Source organism: Methylobacterium sp. UNC378MF (assembly GCF_900103195.1).
Taxonomy (GTDB): Bacteria; Pseudomonadota; Alphaproteobacteria; order Rhizobiales; family Beijerinckiaceae; genus Methylobacterium.
In genome coordinates this window covers 85,085-98,636 of the sequence record NZ_FMWU01000020.1, presented here as the reverse complement: position 1 = coordinate 98,636, position 13,552 = coordinate 85,085, and the positions used below count along the sequence as shown (strand labels likewise).

The window sequence follows — 13,552 nt, the reverse complement described above, 5'->3', positions numbered from 1 at the left end:
GCCAAGTGCAATGTAAGCGGCAGCCACATGCCCGCTGAGGTGGAGCGCCGCCCTCGAGCAGTCCGACCCATTCACAGGCAGGTCTCCGACGATGCGCTTTTGTCGCACCCACGCGGAAGGCACCGGGGAGCCGATTTGTTTGGATCGAGCGACCTGGATGATGCCGGGGTCAACTTTCAAAATTGAAGTGCCCTGACGGGCCTCCCTGCCGCGGTTCGCATAGGCGCTTTCCGCTCGGCCAAGGATCAGGAATCGCGTTCATGGCGCACCGCTAAGCGCCTCTAGCTATTAGCAAAAGCGCGGCGGAGCATGCGCGAGCCGCGTCGGGTCAGAGGTGCCCCGGCGTGTGCTCCACCGCGAGAGCCACATGCCCGAGCACGATGACGAATTGGCGCGCAATGCCCGCGCTCTGGATTTCCACTGGCGCGTATCCGAAGACTTGGTTGCCGCCGCAGGCCTGCCGAAGTTCTCCCGCTCCAAGATCAACAGAGCCATGGCCAGCGTCCTGGCGGCGCTCGCCTTGGCATCGGACAGCGACCGGCCCTACGTCTCCTACAGCCGCTCTCGGGACTTCTACGCGGCCCAAGGGCGGTACGAGGGGACGGACTACACCTACTCGTCGGTGCTGCAGACCGTGAACGAACTTGGGCGCCTCGGCCTTATCGAGGAGATCCGGTCGAAGCCCGGCGCCCACCTGACCCATGGCATGCAGAGCCGCATGCGGGCTTCAAACCGTCTCGTCGAGATCCTGGCCGGTCAGCCGATCGAGTATCTTGGCTCGCGCTGCCCGCTCGTCTTGAAGGGCGAGGACGGCTCCCGCATCGACTACGAGGACACATCCGAAACCCGGCGACTGACGCGCGAAATCGGCAACCTCAACCGGTTCATGAACAGCTTCTCGGTCGACGTCTCGGCCTCGGCCTCGCCGGACAACTGGGAGCGGACCGCGCACCACGTTCGCGCCCGGAAGGTGAAAGACGGTGTCGAGACATGGGCCTGCGCCCGCATCACGCCGAAGGTCGATGTCTACCGTGTTTTCAGCCGTGGAGGATTCCGGCAGGGCGGTCGAATCTACGGCGGCTTTTGGGAGGGGCTGCCCAAGGACCGGCGGCTCGACCTGTTGATCAACGGCGAAGTGGTCATCGAGGAAGATTTCGCCTCCCTGCACCCGCGCCTACTGTACGCCATGCGCGGGGAGAGGATGCCCGCCGGGTTCGATTGCTACGCGCTGCCTCACTACCAGCGGTGGGTCGGCAAGCTTGCGCTGAACGTGGCCATCAACGCCGCGACCCTGAACGCCGCGGCCGGGGCCCTGATAGAGAAGGCCCGCCAAAAGAAGGCCGACGGCTCGCCAGTGTGGCCCTACGGCTGGACCGAGACCCGGCGCATCATCGACAAGGTCATCGCTCACAACCCGGCCATCGCGGGCTACATCGGGAGCGACGCTGGTGTCTCGCTGATGGCCATCGATGCCCGCATGGCCCTAGAGGTCCTCAAGGCCTACGAGAAGGCTGAGCTCCCGGCCCTGCCGGTCCACGACAGCTTCCTCGCACCGGAGGGTCGGCAGGCCGAGTTGAAGGGCATCATGAACGATGTCCTGGAAGGTACGCTGGACCGGATTTCACCTGCAACCTTAAGGGGTTCGCGGAAGGATTCTATAGGTGAGACGACCCAAATGATCCGATATAGGGAGCCGGGGGTGGGCGAACCTGTCGAGACCCCCATCGCGGAGCTTGAGGTCGCCCCTTCCGCGGAGCCCTTGTTGTCCTCTCCCGAACCCGTGGTCTCCCCCTCCGGGACCGGGGCTCGCTTCCGCCCCTTCCTGGGTCTCCTCCCGCCCCGCCCGGGTTCTCCCCGTCCCCGTGTTGACGCCCCTCCTCCGGAGCCCGGGGCTCTCTCTCCGGCCCCTGTAGAGCCCCCTGCGCCTGTTGCCGCCGTGCCCGTTCCGGCCTTCCTCCTAGCTTTCCGGACCCCGGCTGCGGCCGAGCCTGTCCCCCCTCCTGATGAGACGCCGCCCGTCCTCGCTGCTCCTCGCACTCGCTCGTCCCTAGCGCTCCTCGCCCCTTACCTGCCACCCGCCGACGTCCCCTCAGACCTCGCTCCGCTAAGGCCCGCCGTCACCCCTCCGAGACCTGCCCCTGTATCCCTGGCCGCACTGGATGATGGATGCCCTGAGGAAGCCCCCGAGGTGCCTCTTCCGCCCGTTGGGAGAGTGGGGCTGCTCGGCAGGCTCGCAGCCCAAGCTCGCGCCCTGCGCGACCCTGCTGGCCTCGCGGCCGGGGATGCGCGCATGGCGGAGCTCAGGGTACTCGCATCACGCCAGCGTGCACGCGCCCACGCACCATAGGCGTTGTCTATTGCCGAGCACCCTGGCAATATGCTGGCAGGCTCTCGCGGGCTGACGATGCACCTCATCGTGAAGGCCCTCCGTCCCACCCGGGCGGGGGGCCTTCTTCGTTCTGATGCTGTGCCTTGCCGGGCCGGCTGGCATGATCTCCAACAGGAGCCAGCCCGCATGTTCACCGAGCCCGCCTTCATCCTCCCCGGCCTGTGCGAGCAGATGCCGTACGAGATCCACCTCGACCCTGAGTCCGAGGCCGAAGATGCCAGCGCGCCCGAGTCTGGCTCGGCGCGCACCGCACGCGAGCGCCGGGACGCCGCCGAGCGCAAGCGGGCCGAGCGTGCCCGTCGCCGTGCCGAGGGCATCCCTGAGCCCCGCCTCGTGGAGGCCGCCATCGCCACCGCCCTCTGCGACCTGTCTCGTCGAGGTGGGCTTCGCGCGCGCGTGAAGGAACAGAGGAGCTACGACGGCATCGCCTATGGCCTCGACGCCGTCCTCGGGCAGGCCATGGAGGAGTTGGTCGAGCGCCGGGGCGTCGCGCAGCCACAGGCCAAGCGCGCCCTCATGCAGCGCCTCGGGCTGACCCGGCAGGCCTGAGCCGCGTCCCATCCGGCATGTGTTGGCCGATGTACGGGGCGGCCTGACGGTCGAGGGGTCATCCACCAGGGCCGCTCCCCCATGCCCCGCTACAACGACAACCCCATCGTCCGCCCCGCCGACCTGCGCGGCCGCTCCATCTCCAGCCACGTGACCGAGGCCGTCCGCAAGGGCACCGCCCGCCTTGTAGGGTTCGAGAGCCGGGGATTCCGAGGACGCCCGCGAGGACGATGCCGCCCAGGAGGCCATGCCGATGGAATAGAGCCCCGAGCCCGCCGCCCCGCGGTCGGTCGAGGCCGCGCCCGAGGACCGCATCGTCCGCCGCGTGGTCCGCCCGCCCGCGCCCACGGCGAACGCCATCCGTGTCCCGCCAGGCCTGCGCATGCCCTCGCAAGGTCGGGGCGAGGCCACCCCGGGCGACGATGCGCCCGGCCTCGCGGGCCCGTCCGCGAAGGTCGACATGCGCGCCCTGATGCGGGGCGCCGGCCTCGGGCGGGCCGCATCCTACGACGAGGACTGACACCGCCCCGGCCGGCATGTGTAGGCCGATGCATGGGCGGGGGGAACGGTGGGCGGGCACAGCCGGGACCCGCCTATGACCGCTCAGGAACTCGACGAGGCCAAGGCCGACCTCGCCCTCGCCAAGGCCGCCCTCCGTCGGCGCCTCGGTCCGAAGGACGTGGCGGCGGTCGCCTCGACCGGCGAGAACGTCGCGTTGGCTAAGGCCAGCGTGACGGAGCTCCGGGACATTATCGCCGACCTGGAGACCCGCGTCCGCCTGTCGGGGCCCTGCGGCTTCGGCGCGATCTACATCGGCTGAGGCCAACATGCAGCCTCGCGTCCCCGCCCTCGTCACAGCCGACGGGCTCACGCCCCTAAGCCGGAACGCAGCCATCGACAGCAGCTGGCCCGGCACTTCGTTCGCGCGAGGGATGCGGGACTGGCGGGTCTCTCGCGGCAGCGCCGACGCCGACAACGGACCAGAGGCCGACATCGCGTTCTGGCGCGGGCGCGGCTCGGAGCGGCACGAAGGACAGGTCTATTCGGCCATCCAGCAGCAGGTCCTCGCCATCGTCGGCGAAGGGCTCGACGCCGTCCCGACGCCCGACTGAAAGACGCTCGGGAAGAGCAAGCTCTGAGCGGAGGAGTGGTCCCGCGTCGTCCGCGGCCTGTTCCGGAACTGGGCCCGGACCACCAACTGCGACGCCTCCCGCACCGAGACCCTGGGCTTCATGGCCTCGGAGCTCCTGACCTCGACCATCGTGTCGGGATCCGGCGTCGCCGTGCCCTACTACCTGCCCGAGAACGGGCTCACCCGGTTCGGCACCTGCTTCCGCGTGGTCGAGGCCGACCGGCTCTCAAACCCGGAATTCGCGCCCGACACGGCGACCCGCCGTCGGGGCATCGAGCTCGACCCCGAGACCGGAGCGCCGAAGGGCTACTGTGTTCCTCGCTCGCCGGGAGGGCGTCGAGATCCAGGCCCTCGCCCCGCGGGCGCAGAGCCACGTCACCGGCGGCGTCTCGACCGGGGACCACGACGAGGGCGACGGCACCCCGAAGCGGGCTGCGCTGGCCGAGGGGGACGATTACCTGCGCGAGTACGGCAGGGGCATCGTCCGTAACGGCGTCGCCATCATCCGAGTCATCGGCCCGCTCATCGCCTACGCGTCGTGGCTGCAGAGTTGCGGCATGACCTCGTACACGACCCTGAAGGCGGACCTCGCCGCGGCGGTCGCCCACGGCGGCGTCACGGCCATCATCCTGGAGGTCGACAGCCCCAGCGGGCAGGTCACCGGCTGCAGCGAGGCGGCGGCCGCGGTGAAGGCGGCGGCCGCGCACATGCCCGTCGTGGCCTTCGTCGCCGGGGACGCCTGCAGCGCGGCCCTCTGGAACGTGTCCCCCGCCGACCACATCGTGGTGACGCCGACCTCGGCCGTCGGGTCGCTCGGCTGCTGCTGCTCCATCGTCGACCGCCGCGGCGCCGACGAGAAGGCCGGCGTGAAGACCCACGAGATCATCTCCTCGCAGACCCCGAACAAGAGGCCCGACGTCGCGACCGATTCGGGGCGGGCCGCCATCCAGAAGAACGCCGACGACACCGCCGCAGTGTTCATCGCATAGGTCGCCGCCTACCGCGGCCTGTCCGTGGACGTCGTCGGATCCGAGCAGTTCGGCCAGGGCGCGGTGTTCATCGGTCAAGCCGCCGTCGACGCCGGCCTCGCCGACGAGGTATCCACCTTCGACGAAGTCATGGCTGAGCTCGTCGAGGACGAGGCCTCGACCGGCCTGCTTGTCGCATAGGGAGCCGGGGCGATGAATGCCCCGGCCGGATGGGTCACGACGGAAGCGGGACCGGATACGCCGTCGGGTGGCGGCGGCCATGGACGACGTGGTTCACCGAGCCGACGTTAAGACCAACGCGGATGGCGGCCTCCGTCTGGCTGAGGCCGAGGATCTCAACGAGGTAGAGGACGTAGCACGCCATCTCGAACGTGCAGGGGAAGCGGCCGCGCATTGGCGAGCCCTCCTGTTCATATACAGGATGAAGGAGCTCCCGAGTTGAAAACTGCGGCGGAAAGTGACACGTTGAGGCTGCGAGCCGTCGACTTTCAGCGCAGCTTCCTCCCGGGAGCGGCTATCGTTGGTGGTCCATACGGAGCCGGGTGTTGGTAGCACCCGGCTCCGTTACTTCGACCGGCAGGACCTCAGCCGTCGAAGCACTTTCTATGAGGCCATACCGCCTCCGTCGGAATCCCCGGAGAACGACGTATTCCCGGTCGCGCCCTGCTCGCGCAGAGTTCCGGCGTCCGAGGCGTCGTCCTCCTCCTCTTCCTCGATCTCAGGCATCTCGGGGGCGGTCCCCCCATGGCCGGCAGCCGGCGCCTGGTCGAACTTGAACTGGTTGGCGGCCTTGTCCGTCACGACGAAGCCGGCGTCAGCAGACCCGTCGAGCAGCCCGCGCTCGACGTAATCGCGCGCGCGGTCGCGGATGGAGGCGAAGCTGGTCGTGATGCCGGCGTTCTGTGCGACCTCGTGCATGCGCTCGTAGTCGAAGCGCTCACCCATCAAGTACAGATAGCCGAGAGCGGTCCGCCAAGCGTGCGAGATCGCGCCCCTCTGGCGCCCGCGGCGCTTACCGTCACCGTCATGCGTGTCGAAGGCTTCCTCGTCGTCGCCGCGCGACGAGACCGGCCGAAGCGCCGCGGCCTTTTCAAAGGCCGCAAGCTCGACGGTGGCGAGAGCGATGCTCTCACGCAGGGTAGCGACCTTGGCCTCGTGGTCGGAGATTTCCGCCTCTACGACCCGAATGGCCTGCCGCTTTTCGGCGATGAGTTTATCCAATGCGTCCATGACACCGTCATAGATGCACACGGCGGATTGAAGCGCAAGGGCGCACGGCGTTTAGAGGGCACTGATTTCCGACGCGGGAATTTCCGCCGTCAGCATGTCAACCCCGAGAAATGCCGTCGAACGGCGTCAGATGCCGGGATGTTCAGACCATCCAAGTCATCCTGCGAATTGCGGCCCCGCTTCCGACTGCGGACTTCTAAAGCCAGCAGGCGGGCGCGCACGCACGCGAGGCAAGCGTTTTCCACCGCCGATTTTTTCTGTCCGGCATGTATTGGCCGATGCACGGCGGCACCTGACGCTCGCCGGGACAACAGTTCCAGGCCCGCTCAACGGCCCCGGCTGGATACCGAGGTTGGGCGCGGGTCCCCCGAACCCGGAGCAGCCCATTTCCGCCCCTCGCCTCCGCGCCAAGCTGGCGACGCCCCGCACCGCCTCGGAGCAGACCAACGAGGACAAGGCTAAGGCCAAGAAGGCCGGGGGCAAGGAGGAGGACAAGGATGCCTCCGAAGAGGACGGTGAGCCCGCCGACGAGAAGAAGGACGTCAAGAAGGGCGCCACCGCCGCCGCGACCGGCGCCTCCGGCGAGAAGGCCCGCATAAAGGCCATCACGCAGTCGGCCAACGGCAAGCTCTTCCCGGCCCTCGCCGCCGCGCTCGCCTTCGACACCGACCTCTTCGCCGAGCAGGCCTAGACGCTGTTCGCTGTTGCACTGCAGGACGTCGACACCTTTGCCGCCGCGGCCCCCGAGACGCGCGAGGCGGGCGATTCGCCGAAGGGCGACGCCTTCCGCAGAGCGATGAACGCGGAGGCCCCGAATCCGAAGCTCGGCGCCGGCGGCGGCCCGGCCGCCGAGGAGGACGAGCTCGTGAAGGCGCTGCGCGCCGCTTGCCTCCACGGGGACAGCAAGGACTGACCGGCCGCCCCAACCGCCCGAGCCCCGCCCGTAGCACCTGACGCAAGGACGCCCCTCATGCCGTACCCCAAGAGCAGCATCGTCGACTGGGACAACAGCGACTACCGCTTCGCCAGCCCGTACGGGCTCGTCCGGCTGACGCTGGCGGGCGGCGCCGAGATCATCCCCGTCGGACAGTCCATGGTCAACATGACATGGACGGTGCTTCAGTACCTCGACGTCGGGGACGTGCCGAGCAACGAGTACATCATCGAGTCGAGCGGCTCTTGGACGAGCGTCAATGACAACGCGCTCGTCAGGACCAGCTCGGGACACCCGTGCACCCCGGCCTGCGTCGGGATGAACGCCATCGTCGTCACCCTTACCGACGGGCAGCGCCTCGCGCTCTACGACCTGGCCGGGAATTTCATGAAGACGACCAACCCGCCCGGCGGGAACATCCCGGTCGACTGGACGGGCACGAGCTGGGACGTGCCGAGCACCGGGGTGGACGGCGCGTTCTTCCACGTGCAGTCGCACGACCTCATCGTCAGGGCTGATGGCTACGACAAGATCGTGCCGGCAACCTTCGACATGGGGATGACATGGGTGAATACGTACATCCCCTCGAACCCGAACAGCCCGCCGCCGACCGGATACGTCCCGCCCGCCAACGGGGGCGTGGCGGCACCCGCGCCGGTCGCTCCGCCCGCCCAGAACGGCAACGCCTTCCTCGTCGGCATCTCGGTCTGGTCGCCCGTGTTCCTCATCTAGCACCGCTCAGGTACTTCGTGACGGCGGCCAGGGCCTTCTGCAGGACGGCGTCACGGACGATGTCAGCGAACAGGAATCGGGGCTGGTATTCGATCCGCTCGGAGATGACCGCCAGGACCTGCAGGCGCCCCCGGCCGGGCAGCACCAGGGCCTCCGGCTCGCCAACCTTGAGACGCATCCAGTGGGCCCCGGCCGCGACGGCGTCACGGACGAAATTGCGGGGCAGGTTGCCCTCGGCGTCCAGCTTGTCGGCGGCGCCGGACGCCGGGACGAGCGGGCCTCCCTTCGTCGTCGCGTAGTCGCCGGCCACGCGGGGGCCGCCCTCGACCTCCAGGCCGAAGTACTGCGCTTGGTCGCCGAGGACGAAGACGTATGTGCCGGCGTCGTCCCCGGCCGCGTCTCGCCGATAGGCGAAGGCGTTGACCGTCCACGCGACCGGGTTGTCGAAGCGCAGGACGGTCTCCGCCATCAGGCGCTGGCGGGCGGCCGCGCCGAGATAGTCGGCGACCTCCTGCAAGGCCGGCTTGAGCACCCTGGCGGCGAGGTCGCTGACCTGGCGGTCGTAACCGGACCGGTCGACGGTGACTGAGATCTCCATGCCGCGGAGCGTGCCCTGCCCCCGTGCACCGGACCACACATGCCCTCGGGCCGGTGACGCCGTACTTCCCACAATCCGTTACAGAGGCAGCAAGTAACGGGGCGCTAACCGTGCTCAGAGTTCTCCCCACGTTCCGGCGTCCGGGCCAGGGACAAGCGTTGACTCCTACTCGACAGTGAGTCCGTGACCCCCGATCGTGAAATCACACCGGACGAGGGAGTGACCCAATGACGACCGCCCACGGAATCGCCAGCGACCTCGACCGGGTGGGCATGGGCCTGGCTGGCGTCCTGGCTACGAGCCTCGCGGATGCCCGGCAGCGTCAGGCCGACGCCGATTACGAGCAGGGCCTCCGGAACGCCAGCGCCGCCGGGCGCGCGATGGCCGCCGTCACCCGCCAGCGCGCTCTCCATCAGGCCGCCGTCGACGAGGCGGCCGAACTCCGCGCGCAGGTCGCCCGGCTGCAGCGGGAGCTCGCCACATCCCGTCAGGAGACCGCCACCGCCAAGGCTGAGACCGCGAGCATGCACCGGCGCGCCCTCCGCGCTGAGGGCCTCGTCCTGCGGGCCGCCCGGTCGGCATAGCGTCGGCATCTGTGCGCACGCGGTAGCACGACAAAGTGTGCACGCAGCAACTATCAAGGCCCGGACCGCAGGGTGAGCGACAAAAAGAAAGGCCCGCCCCGGCGTCCCGGGGCGGGCCTTTCGCTGTTCGGGGGTGGCGTCAGATGCCCTGCTTCAGTTGGAAGCCCGGGTCCGAGATCATGTCCTCGAATGCCTGGTCGAGGGTGGCGTTGTACTCGGCGATCTCCTCGCGCTGACGAGGCGTCACTTGCGCCGCGCTTCCCAGGATGTGCCTGTACTCCGACAGGGTCGGGCACAGGGGCAGCCCGGGGATGGCCTTAATGCCGAGCATGTGGGCGCCGGCCTGCATCGGGCCGCCGCGCCAGATGTGCATCATCTCCATCGTGTTGAGCGAATTCAGCCACGCGATCTCGGCCTCGTTGAGACCCTCCGTCGGGGGCTCGTCACCCAGCGTCGCGAGGGCGCAGGCGAACGCGTAGGCCGCCTTGCCCTTCGCGAGGACGGGATCGAGCTCGACAACTTTCGCCGTCGCGGCGGCCTTCGGGGCGGTCTCGGACTTGGGGGCCGGCGCCGGGGCGGGCGTGACGGTGTCACGCGCCGCCGGCTGTGACGGTGTCACGGGCGCGGCGGCTCGGGCGGCCACGGCGTCCATCGCGTCTCCGACCTCGACGCCCACGGGCTGCGGCGGGGCGAACAGGCTCTTCATGACCCACTTCGAGCCGTCCCAGACGGCCTGTGTGGCGGCCGCCATGGCGGCGAGGACGAGGGCGGCGAGCTTGGCGATCTTGCGCATGACGTGGGGATTCCTGACTGAAGGGCCGGCTCTGCGGACCCGTGGGAAGGCTGAATCCCGGGCTGGAAATGCACCAGCCCGGGGACTGGTGTTCACGCCGCGGCGGGAGTGTCAGCTTCCTCCGCTGCGGTCTCGGCGACCTCGGCGCGGATGGCCGCGATCAGGTCCTGTCCGACCGGCGCCTCCGGGACGACGCCGCCGCCAGCGAGGATCTCGGCCGTCGTCGCGGCGCGCAGCCAAACCTGGCGGGCGGTCGTGTCTGTGACGACGGCGTGCCAGCCGCCGCGGACCCGGAGCTCGCCCTTCTTCATGGCGTGCCCGTTGGGGTAGCGGAACCGGCGCGACACGCAGTCGAGGCCGGCCTGCTGCTTGAGGCGCTCGTGCAGGCGGAGTGTCGCCTCGGCCGGATCGAGGAGGTCCTGGGCCTCGTGTTCGTGAACGTGCTGAAGGACCTCGGCGAGCACGACGTAGGCAGTGCCGAACCGCTCCGGCATGCCGGCGGAGATCGTCACGACGACGGTACCCTCGGGCAGGTCGGCCTCGACGATGCCGGTGTGGAACCCGTCGATGATCTCGTAGCGGGCGGGATGGAGCGGCCGGTCAGCCACGACGCGGCGCGTCCCCGGCGTGAGGGCGCCCGTCCATAGCCAGTGCTTGGCGGGGATGGCGAAGGCGAGCATGTGTCGGGACCTCCTGGCAATTCACTGATTGCCAGATTGAAGCACTCGGCCAAGCACGTTTAAAGATTCGCCGAAAATTTTTTCGCTGACCTAATTGGTAATTTGCAATTTGCAAATTACGAATTACGATCCCCCGAATGTCGAAGGAATATGGCATCTTGCTTTTCAACGGAATGTCCATAGTCTCTACTGAGTTTAACATGCCTGAGACTGGAAATGGCCGCATCGCTGACAGAGGAAGAAGTCGTCGGCCGTCTCCGGGCCGCCTGCATCGAGGCAGGCGGCCAGACGGCGTGGGCGGCCGCGCACGGCCTGAGCGTCCCATACGTGAACGACGTCGTGCGCAGGCGCCGCGGGCCGGCCGCGCGAATCCTGGAGGGCCTCGGGCTGGTCCGAGAGGTCCGCTACGTGCCGCGCCAGCCCGAGACCGTGACGCTTTACGACGGGGACGTTGTTACCCTGCTCCACGCGGAGGTCCTGTGATGCTCGGGCAGCGCGACTTCGTCCGGGCCCCGACGGGCCTGATCCTCCCCAGCGCCGTCGCCGAGAAGCGCGCCCGCGTCGGCCGGCGACCGAAGGCGATGGACTTCTTCGCCGGAGCCGGCGGCATGTCCCTCGGCCTGATCCAGGCCGGCTATGAGGTCGTGGCCGCGGCTGAGTACGAGGTCTTCGCGGCCCTGACCTACGCGATGAACCTGTGCCGGTACGGCAGCGTCACGATGCACTTCGTGACCCCGGAGGACGAGAAGCGCACGTCCACCTACATCGAGAAGGAGTACCGGCGCTCGGGCCTGACCGTGAAGGGCGGTCACGTAGTCGCGGACGGTAAGCTGGCCCGCACCCCCACCTTCGTCGCCGGGTCCGGTTGGATTCGCGGGCAGGATGCGCGCGTGGCCGGCGTCAGCCATCTATTTATCGGCGACGTCCGCAAGCTGACGTCCGAGCGGGTGCTCAAGGCTATCGGCATGCAGCTTGGGGAGCTCGACCTCATCTCGGGCGGCCCGCCCTGCCAGGGGTACTCGAAGGCTGGCAAGCAGAACATCTCCGACCCCCGCAACAACCTCGTCTACGAGTTCGCCCGCTTCATCCGTGAGATGCAGCCTGTCTCCTTCGTCATGGAGGAGGTCCCCGAAGTTGCGACCATGATGGACCCCGACGAGGTGCCGGTCCTGGAGAAGTTCAAGCGGCTCGTCGAGCCCGGCGGCTACGAGGGGTACGAAGCCTTCAAGCGGGTCGCCCACGGCAGCCCGAACCGCGGCGCTTCTCTGCGAGGCTCCACCATCCGGTCGCTTGAGGCTGAGGCCAAGCGCGAGCGCAAGAACGCCACCCGGGCGAAGAAGGCGCCTCGGGCTCCGGCGGTCGCGCAGACCGACCTGTTCGGAGATGCCGCATGAGCGACCGTTCGCGATTCGTCGACGAGCTTGCCCTGCTCGACGCCCGGGAGACGCGGGCCTGCTACGCCGCCGTCCTGACCGCCGCCAAGGCCCGCGCCGGCTCCCAGCGCTGGGCGGACGTCCGGCTGCAGCGCTTCGTCGAGAACGCCGAGTACAACGTCATCAGTGCCGTTCGGTCCGCCATCGAGCAGATTGAGAAGGCGATGGAATGGGTCGACCCGAACGAGCCGGCCTAACGACGACCCCGAGCGTCACGCTCGGCTTCCTCCCGCTTGCGGGAGGGCGCACCCAACCAGGGCTGCCTGGGAAGCAAAGCCTCCCGCACCGCAGAGACCCATCATGACCCAGATGCTCACCATCCGAACGAACGCCAACCCAGCCACGCACTGCTCGTTCTGCGGCCGCACGCTGACCGATGCCGTCAGCGTGAAGATCGGCAAGGGCCCCATCTGCCGGGCCAACGGGGGCGTGCCCGAGCGCGACCTGTTCACGACCCGGTCGGACTACGAGGTCGAGATCGAGGGCGACGTCATTCTCGTGACCGACCTCGACCTCGGCGGCCGCTCGGTCACGAACGACGCCGAGGGCGTCATCGGCGACCTCGTGCGGTCCGGCCTGCTCCGTCCCGGCATGCGCGTCATCTACCGCGACAGCCGACGGGTCTGGGACGAGCTCCTGGTCCGCGACGGGCAGTTCGCCGGATTCGCGCCCATCGACCTGCGCGACCGGGATGCGGCGCTCTCCAGCCTCAACGCCAAGGCCGCCTGACGATGCCCCCGTCGCGCGCCAGGCAGTCAGTGGCGCCCTGAAACAGGCATCCCTCGCAAAAAGGAGAGCGCCATGGAGCGCACCGTCAACCTCAACCTCGACGACAGCCTGCCCATTGATACCTTCGACGTCGACGTCGCGACCGGTTTCGCCGAGGTCGGCGGCGAGTACGTCCGCATCGTCCACGTCATGGCCGCGCGGGAATACACCATCCCGCTCTCCTACGAGACGACCGCAGAGGACGCGCTGCGCCTCGCCGCAGCGGTCATCGAGTGGGACAGCGGGATGATGGAGCAGGCAGACAGCCCGTTTCACGCCAAGGGCCCGAAGGTGTCGGCACGGCAAACCATTCGCTCGTTCCTGCCGCGCATGAAGGCATGCGAGTTCCGGGAGCTCTTCGCGGACACCTATAGCTACGCGGGAGCACTCGGCTGATGCCGACCCGCCCGCCCGTCGAGCACGTCATCGTGCATCGCCCCAGCGGGCGGACCGTCTCCCGGTATCCGAGCCTGGAGGCGGCCCGCGCCGCTTGGCGCAAACGGGCCTTCCCCACGAAGGCCCTGGTGAAGGGGGCCCTGACTGCCTGGGCCCACCAGCACCTGATCATGACGACGGCGGCCGCCGCGGCTGCCGCCCACCGCCGCGCCATCGAGGAAGAGAAGAGGAGCCGCCGAGCATGACGACCGCCACCGCTTTCACGCCCCGCCTGCCGCCGGTCGCCCGGGGAGCCTGCCGCGCCCTCCATTCCGCTCCCCCGGCCGCTCCCAGAATCCCCGCCAG

At 68.8% G+C, this 13,552-nt stretch carries 19 protein-coding genes and 1 pseudogene; 15 read left to right on the top strand and 5 right to left on the bottom strand.

All coding sequences use genetic code 11. From position 1 onward, the window contains the following. Positions 1 to 367 precede the first annotated feature (367 nt). The 6 genes and pseudogenes from BLT59_RS20815 to BLT59_RS31920 all read left to right on the top strand — a co-directional run bounded on the left by BLT59_RS20815 (position 368) and on the right by BLT59_RS31920 (position 5,239). Positions 368 to 2,347: a hypothetical protein gene (locus BLT59_RS20815; RefSeq protein ID WP_091784813.1), complete on the top strand. Its 1,980-nt coding sequence runs from the start codon at positions 368 to 370 to the stop codon at positions 2,345 to 2,347. Between the two features lie 168 nt (positions 2,348 to 2,515). Next, a complete protein-coding gene (locus BLT59_RS20810; protein WP_091784810.1) occupies positions 2,516 to 2,938 on the top strand; it encodes a hypothetical protein in 423 nt (140 codons plus the stop codon). Positions 2,939 to 3,320: 382 nt separating this feature from the next. Next, positions 3,321 to 3,458, top strand: coding sequence for a hypothetical protein (locus tag BLT59_RS31420; protein WP_175544084.1), 138 nt, complete (start codon positions 3,321 to 3,323; stop codon positions 3,456 to 3,458). 75 nt (positions 3,459 to 3,533) lie between these two features. Beyond that, positions 3,534 to 3,758 carry a gpW family head-tail joining protein gene (gene gpW / locus BLT59_RS20805; protein WP_091784807.1) on the top strand — a complete coding sequence of 75 codons (225 nt, stop codon included), beginning with the start codon at positions 3,534 to 3,536 and terminating at the stop codon, positions 3,756 to 3,758. Positions 3,759 to 3,765: 7 nt separating this feature from the next. Further along, positions 3,766 to 4,050 carry a hypothetical protein gene (locus BLT59_RS30730; protein ID WP_139174083.1) on the top strand — a complete coding sequence of 95 codons (285 nt, stop codon included), beginning with the start codon at positions 3,766 to 3,768 and terminating at the stop codon, positions 4,048 to 4,050. Positions 4,051 to 4,627: 577 nt separating this feature from the next. Further along, positions 4,628 to 5,239: pseudogene (locus BLT59_RS31920) on the top strand (S49 family peptidase). Between the two features lie 34 nt (positions 5,240 to 5,273). On the opposite strand, the gene BLT59_RS20780 reads toward BLT59_RS31920, so the two are convergent. Both BLT59_RS20780 and BLT59_RS20775 read right to left on the bottom strand, forming a co-directional pair. Beyond that, on the bottom strand, positions 5,274 to 5,453 hold the full coding sequence (locus BLT59_RS20780; RefSeq protein ID WP_091784792.1) for an RNA polymerase sigma factor: 180 nt from the start codon (positions 5,451 to 5,453) through the stop codon (positions 5,274 to 5,276). A gap of 209 nt (positions 5,454 to 5,662) precedes the next feature. After that, the gene (locus BLT59_RS20775) at positions 5,663 to 6,310 is read right to left on the bottom strand and encodes a hypothetical protein (protein ID WP_139174081.1); all 648 of its coding nucleotides are present in this window, start codon (positions 6,308 to 6,310) and stop codon (positions 5,663 to 5,665) included. Positions 6,311 to 6,641: 331 nt separating this feature from the next. Between BLT59_RS20775 and BLT59_RS20770 the strand changes: the two genes are divergently transcribed. Both BLT59_RS20770 and BLT59_RS20765 read left to right on the top strand, forming a co-directional pair. Further along, positions 6,642 to 6,980, top strand: coding sequence for a hypothetical protein (locus tag BLT59_RS20770; RefSeq protein WP_091784786.1), 339 nt, complete (start codon positions 6,642 to 6,644; stop codon positions 6,978 to 6,980). A gap of 279 nt (positions 6,981 to 7,259) precedes the next feature. Further along, positions 7,260 to 7,955 carry a hypothetical protein gene (locus BLT59_RS20765; RefSeq protein ID WP_091784783.1) on the top strand — a complete coding sequence of 232 codons (696 nt, stop codon included), beginning with the start codon at positions 7,260 to 7,262 and terminating at the stop codon, positions 7,953 to 7,955. Here BLT59_RS20765 and BLT59_RS20760 read toward each other — a convergent pair. Further along, positions 7,948 to 8,553: a hypothetical protein gene (locus tag BLT59_RS20760; protein WP_139174080.1), complete on the bottom strand. Its 606-nt coding sequence runs from the start codon at positions 8,551 to 8,553 to the stop codon at positions 7,948 to 7,950. The genes BLT59_RS20765 and BLT59_RS20760 overlap by 8 nt on opposite strands. Before the next feature lie 227 nt (positions 8,554 to 8,780). On the opposite strand from BLT59_RS20760, the gene BLT59_RS20755 reads away from it, so the two are divergent. After that, positions 8,781 to 9,137 carry a hypothetical protein gene (locus tag BLT59_RS20755; RefSeq protein ID WP_091784774.1) on the top strand — a complete coding sequence of 119 codons (357 nt, stop codon included), beginning with the start codon at positions 8,781 to 8,783 and terminating at the stop codon, positions 9,135 to 9,137. Positions 9,138 to 9,276: 139 nt separating this feature from the next. Here the strand turns inward: BLT59_RS20755 and BLT59_RS20750 are convergent, their stop codons facing one another. Further along, a complete protein-coding gene (locus BLT59_RS20750) occupies positions 9,277 to 9,930 on the bottom strand; it encodes a hypothetical protein (protein WP_091784771.1) in 654 nt (217 codons plus the stop codon). A gap of 92 nt (positions 9,931 to 10,022) precedes the next feature. Continuing rightward, positions 10,023 to 10,610, bottom strand: a complete 588-nt coding sequence (locus BLT59_RS20745) for a hypothetical protein (RefSeq protein WP_091784768.1) — start codon at positions 10,608 to 10,610, stop codon at positions 10,023 to 10,025. Positions 10,611 to 10,826: 216 nt separating this feature from the next. Here BLT59_RS20745 and BLT59_RS20740 point away from each other — a divergent pair, with 216 nt between their 5' ends. The 6 genes from BLT59_RS20740 (at position 10,827) to BLT59_RS20715 (ending at position 13,452) form a co-directional block, all read left to right on the top strand. Continuing rightward, a complete protein-coding gene (locus BLT59_RS20740) occupies positions 10,827 to 11,093 on the top strand; it encodes a hypothetical protein (RefSeq protein WP_091784765.1) in 267 nt (88 codons plus the stop codon). Continuing rightward, positions 11,093 to 12,004 (top strand): DNA cytosine methyltransferase, encoded by a 912-nt coding sequence (locus BLT59_RS20735; protein ID WP_091784762.1) that lies wholly within the window; start codon positions 11,093 to 11,095, stop codon positions 12,002 to 12,004. Before BLT59_RS20740 ends, BLT59_RS20735 begins: the two co-directional genes overlap by 1 nt. Beyond that, positions 12,001 to 12,240: a hypothetical protein gene (locus tag BLT59_RS20730; RefSeq protein WP_091784759.1), complete on the top strand. Its 240-nt coding sequence runs from the start codon at positions 12,001 to 12,003 to the stop codon at positions 12,238 to 12,240. The genes BLT59_RS20735 and BLT59_RS20730 overlap by 4 nt, the downstream gene beginning before the upstream one ends. 103 nt (positions 12,241 to 12,343) lie before the next feature. Beyond that, positions 12,344 to 12,772: a DUF6011 domain-containing protein gene (locus tag BLT59_RS20725; RefSeq protein ID WP_091784756.1), complete on the top strand. Its 429-nt coding sequence runs from the start codon at positions 12,344 to 12,346 to the stop codon at positions 12,770 to 12,772. Positions 12,773 to 12,844: 72 nt separating this feature from the next. Continuing rightward, positions 12,845 to 13,207 (top strand): hypothetical protein, encoded by a 363-nt coding sequence (locus BLT59_RS20720; RefSeq protein ID WP_091784752.1) that lies wholly within the window; start codon positions 12,845 to 12,847, stop codon positions 13,205 to 13,207. Beyond that, complete coding sequence (locus tag BLT59_RS20715; RefSeq protein WP_091784749.1) at positions 13,207 to 13,452, top strand: hypothetical protein; 246 nt, start codon at positions 13,207 to 13,209, stop codon at positions 13,450 to 13,452. Before BLT59_RS20720 ends, BLT59_RS20715 begins: the two co-directional genes overlap by 1 nt. Positions 13,453 to 13,552: the final 100 nt, after the last annotated feature.

Bases quoted from the DNA above. Each gene is read 5' to 3' on its own strand.
- BLT59_RS20815 (WP_091784813.1), top strand. From the start codon at position 368: ATGCCCGAGCACGATGACGAATTGGCGCGCAATGCCCGCGCTCTGGAT.
- BLT59_RS20810 (WP_091784810.1), top strand. From the start codon at position 2,516: ATGTTCACCGAGCCCGCCTTCATCCTCCCCGGCCTGTGCGAGCAGATG.
- BLT59_RS31420 (WP_175544084.1), top strand. From the start codon at position 3,321: ATGCCCTCGCAAGGTCGGGGCGAGGCCACCCCGGGCGACGATGCGCCC.
- gpW (WP_091784807.1), top strand. From the start codon at position 3,534: ATGACCGCTCAGGAACTCGACGAGGCCAAGGCCGACCTCGCCCTCGCC.
- BLT59_RS30730 (WP_139174083.1), top strand. From the start codon at position 3,766: ATGCAGCCTCGCGTCCCCGCCCTCGTCACAGCCGACGGGCTCACGCCC.
- BLT59_RS20780 (WP_091784792.1), bottom strand. From the start codon at position 5,453: ATGCGCGGCCGCTTCCCCTGCACGTTCGAGATGGCGTGCTACGTCCTC.
- BLT59_RS20765 (WP_091784783.1), top strand. From the start codon at position 7,260: ATGCCGTACCCCAAGAGCAGCATCGTCGACTGGGACAACAGCGACTAC.
- BLT59_RS20760 (WP_139174080.1), bottom strand. From the start codon at position 8,553: ATGGAGATCTCAGTCACCGTCGACCGGTCCGGTTACGACCGCCAGGTC.
- BLT59_RS20755 (WP_091784774.1), top strand. From the start codon at position 8,781: ATGACGACCGCCCACGGAATCGCCAGCGACCTCGACCGGGTGGGCATG.
- BLT59_RS20750 (WP_091784771.1), bottom strand. From the start codon at position 9,930: ATGCGCAAGATCGCCAAGCTCGCCGCCCTCGTCCTCGCCGCCATGGCG.
- BLT59_RS20745 (WP_091784768.1), bottom strand. From the start codon at position 10,610: ATGCTCGCCTTCGCCATCCCCGCCAAGCACTGGCTATGGACGGGCGCC.
- BLT59_RS20740 (WP_091784765.1), top strand. From the start codon at position 10,827: ATGGCCGCATCGCTGACAGAGGAAGAAGTCGTCGGCCGTCTCCGGGCC.
- BLT59_RS20735 (WP_091784762.1), top strand. From the start codon at position 11,093: ATGCTCGGGCAGCGCGACTTCGTCCGGGCCCCGACGGGCCTGATCCTC.
- BLT59_RS20730 (WP_091784759.1), top strand. From the start codon at position 12,001: ATGAGCGACCGTTCGCGATTCGTCGACGAGCTTGCCCTGCTCGACGCC.
- BLT59_RS20725 (WP_091784756.1), top strand. From the start codon at position 12,344: ATGACCCAGATGCTCACCATCCGAACGAACGCCAACCCAGCCACGCAC.
- BLT59_RS20720 (WP_091784752.1), top strand. From the start codon at position 12,845: ATGGAGCGCACCGTCAACCTCAACCTCGACGACAGCCTGCCCATTGAT.
- BLT59_RS20715 (WP_091784749.1), top strand. From the start codon at position 13,207: ATGCCGACCCGCCCGCCCGTCGAGCACGTCATCGTGCATCGCCCCAGC.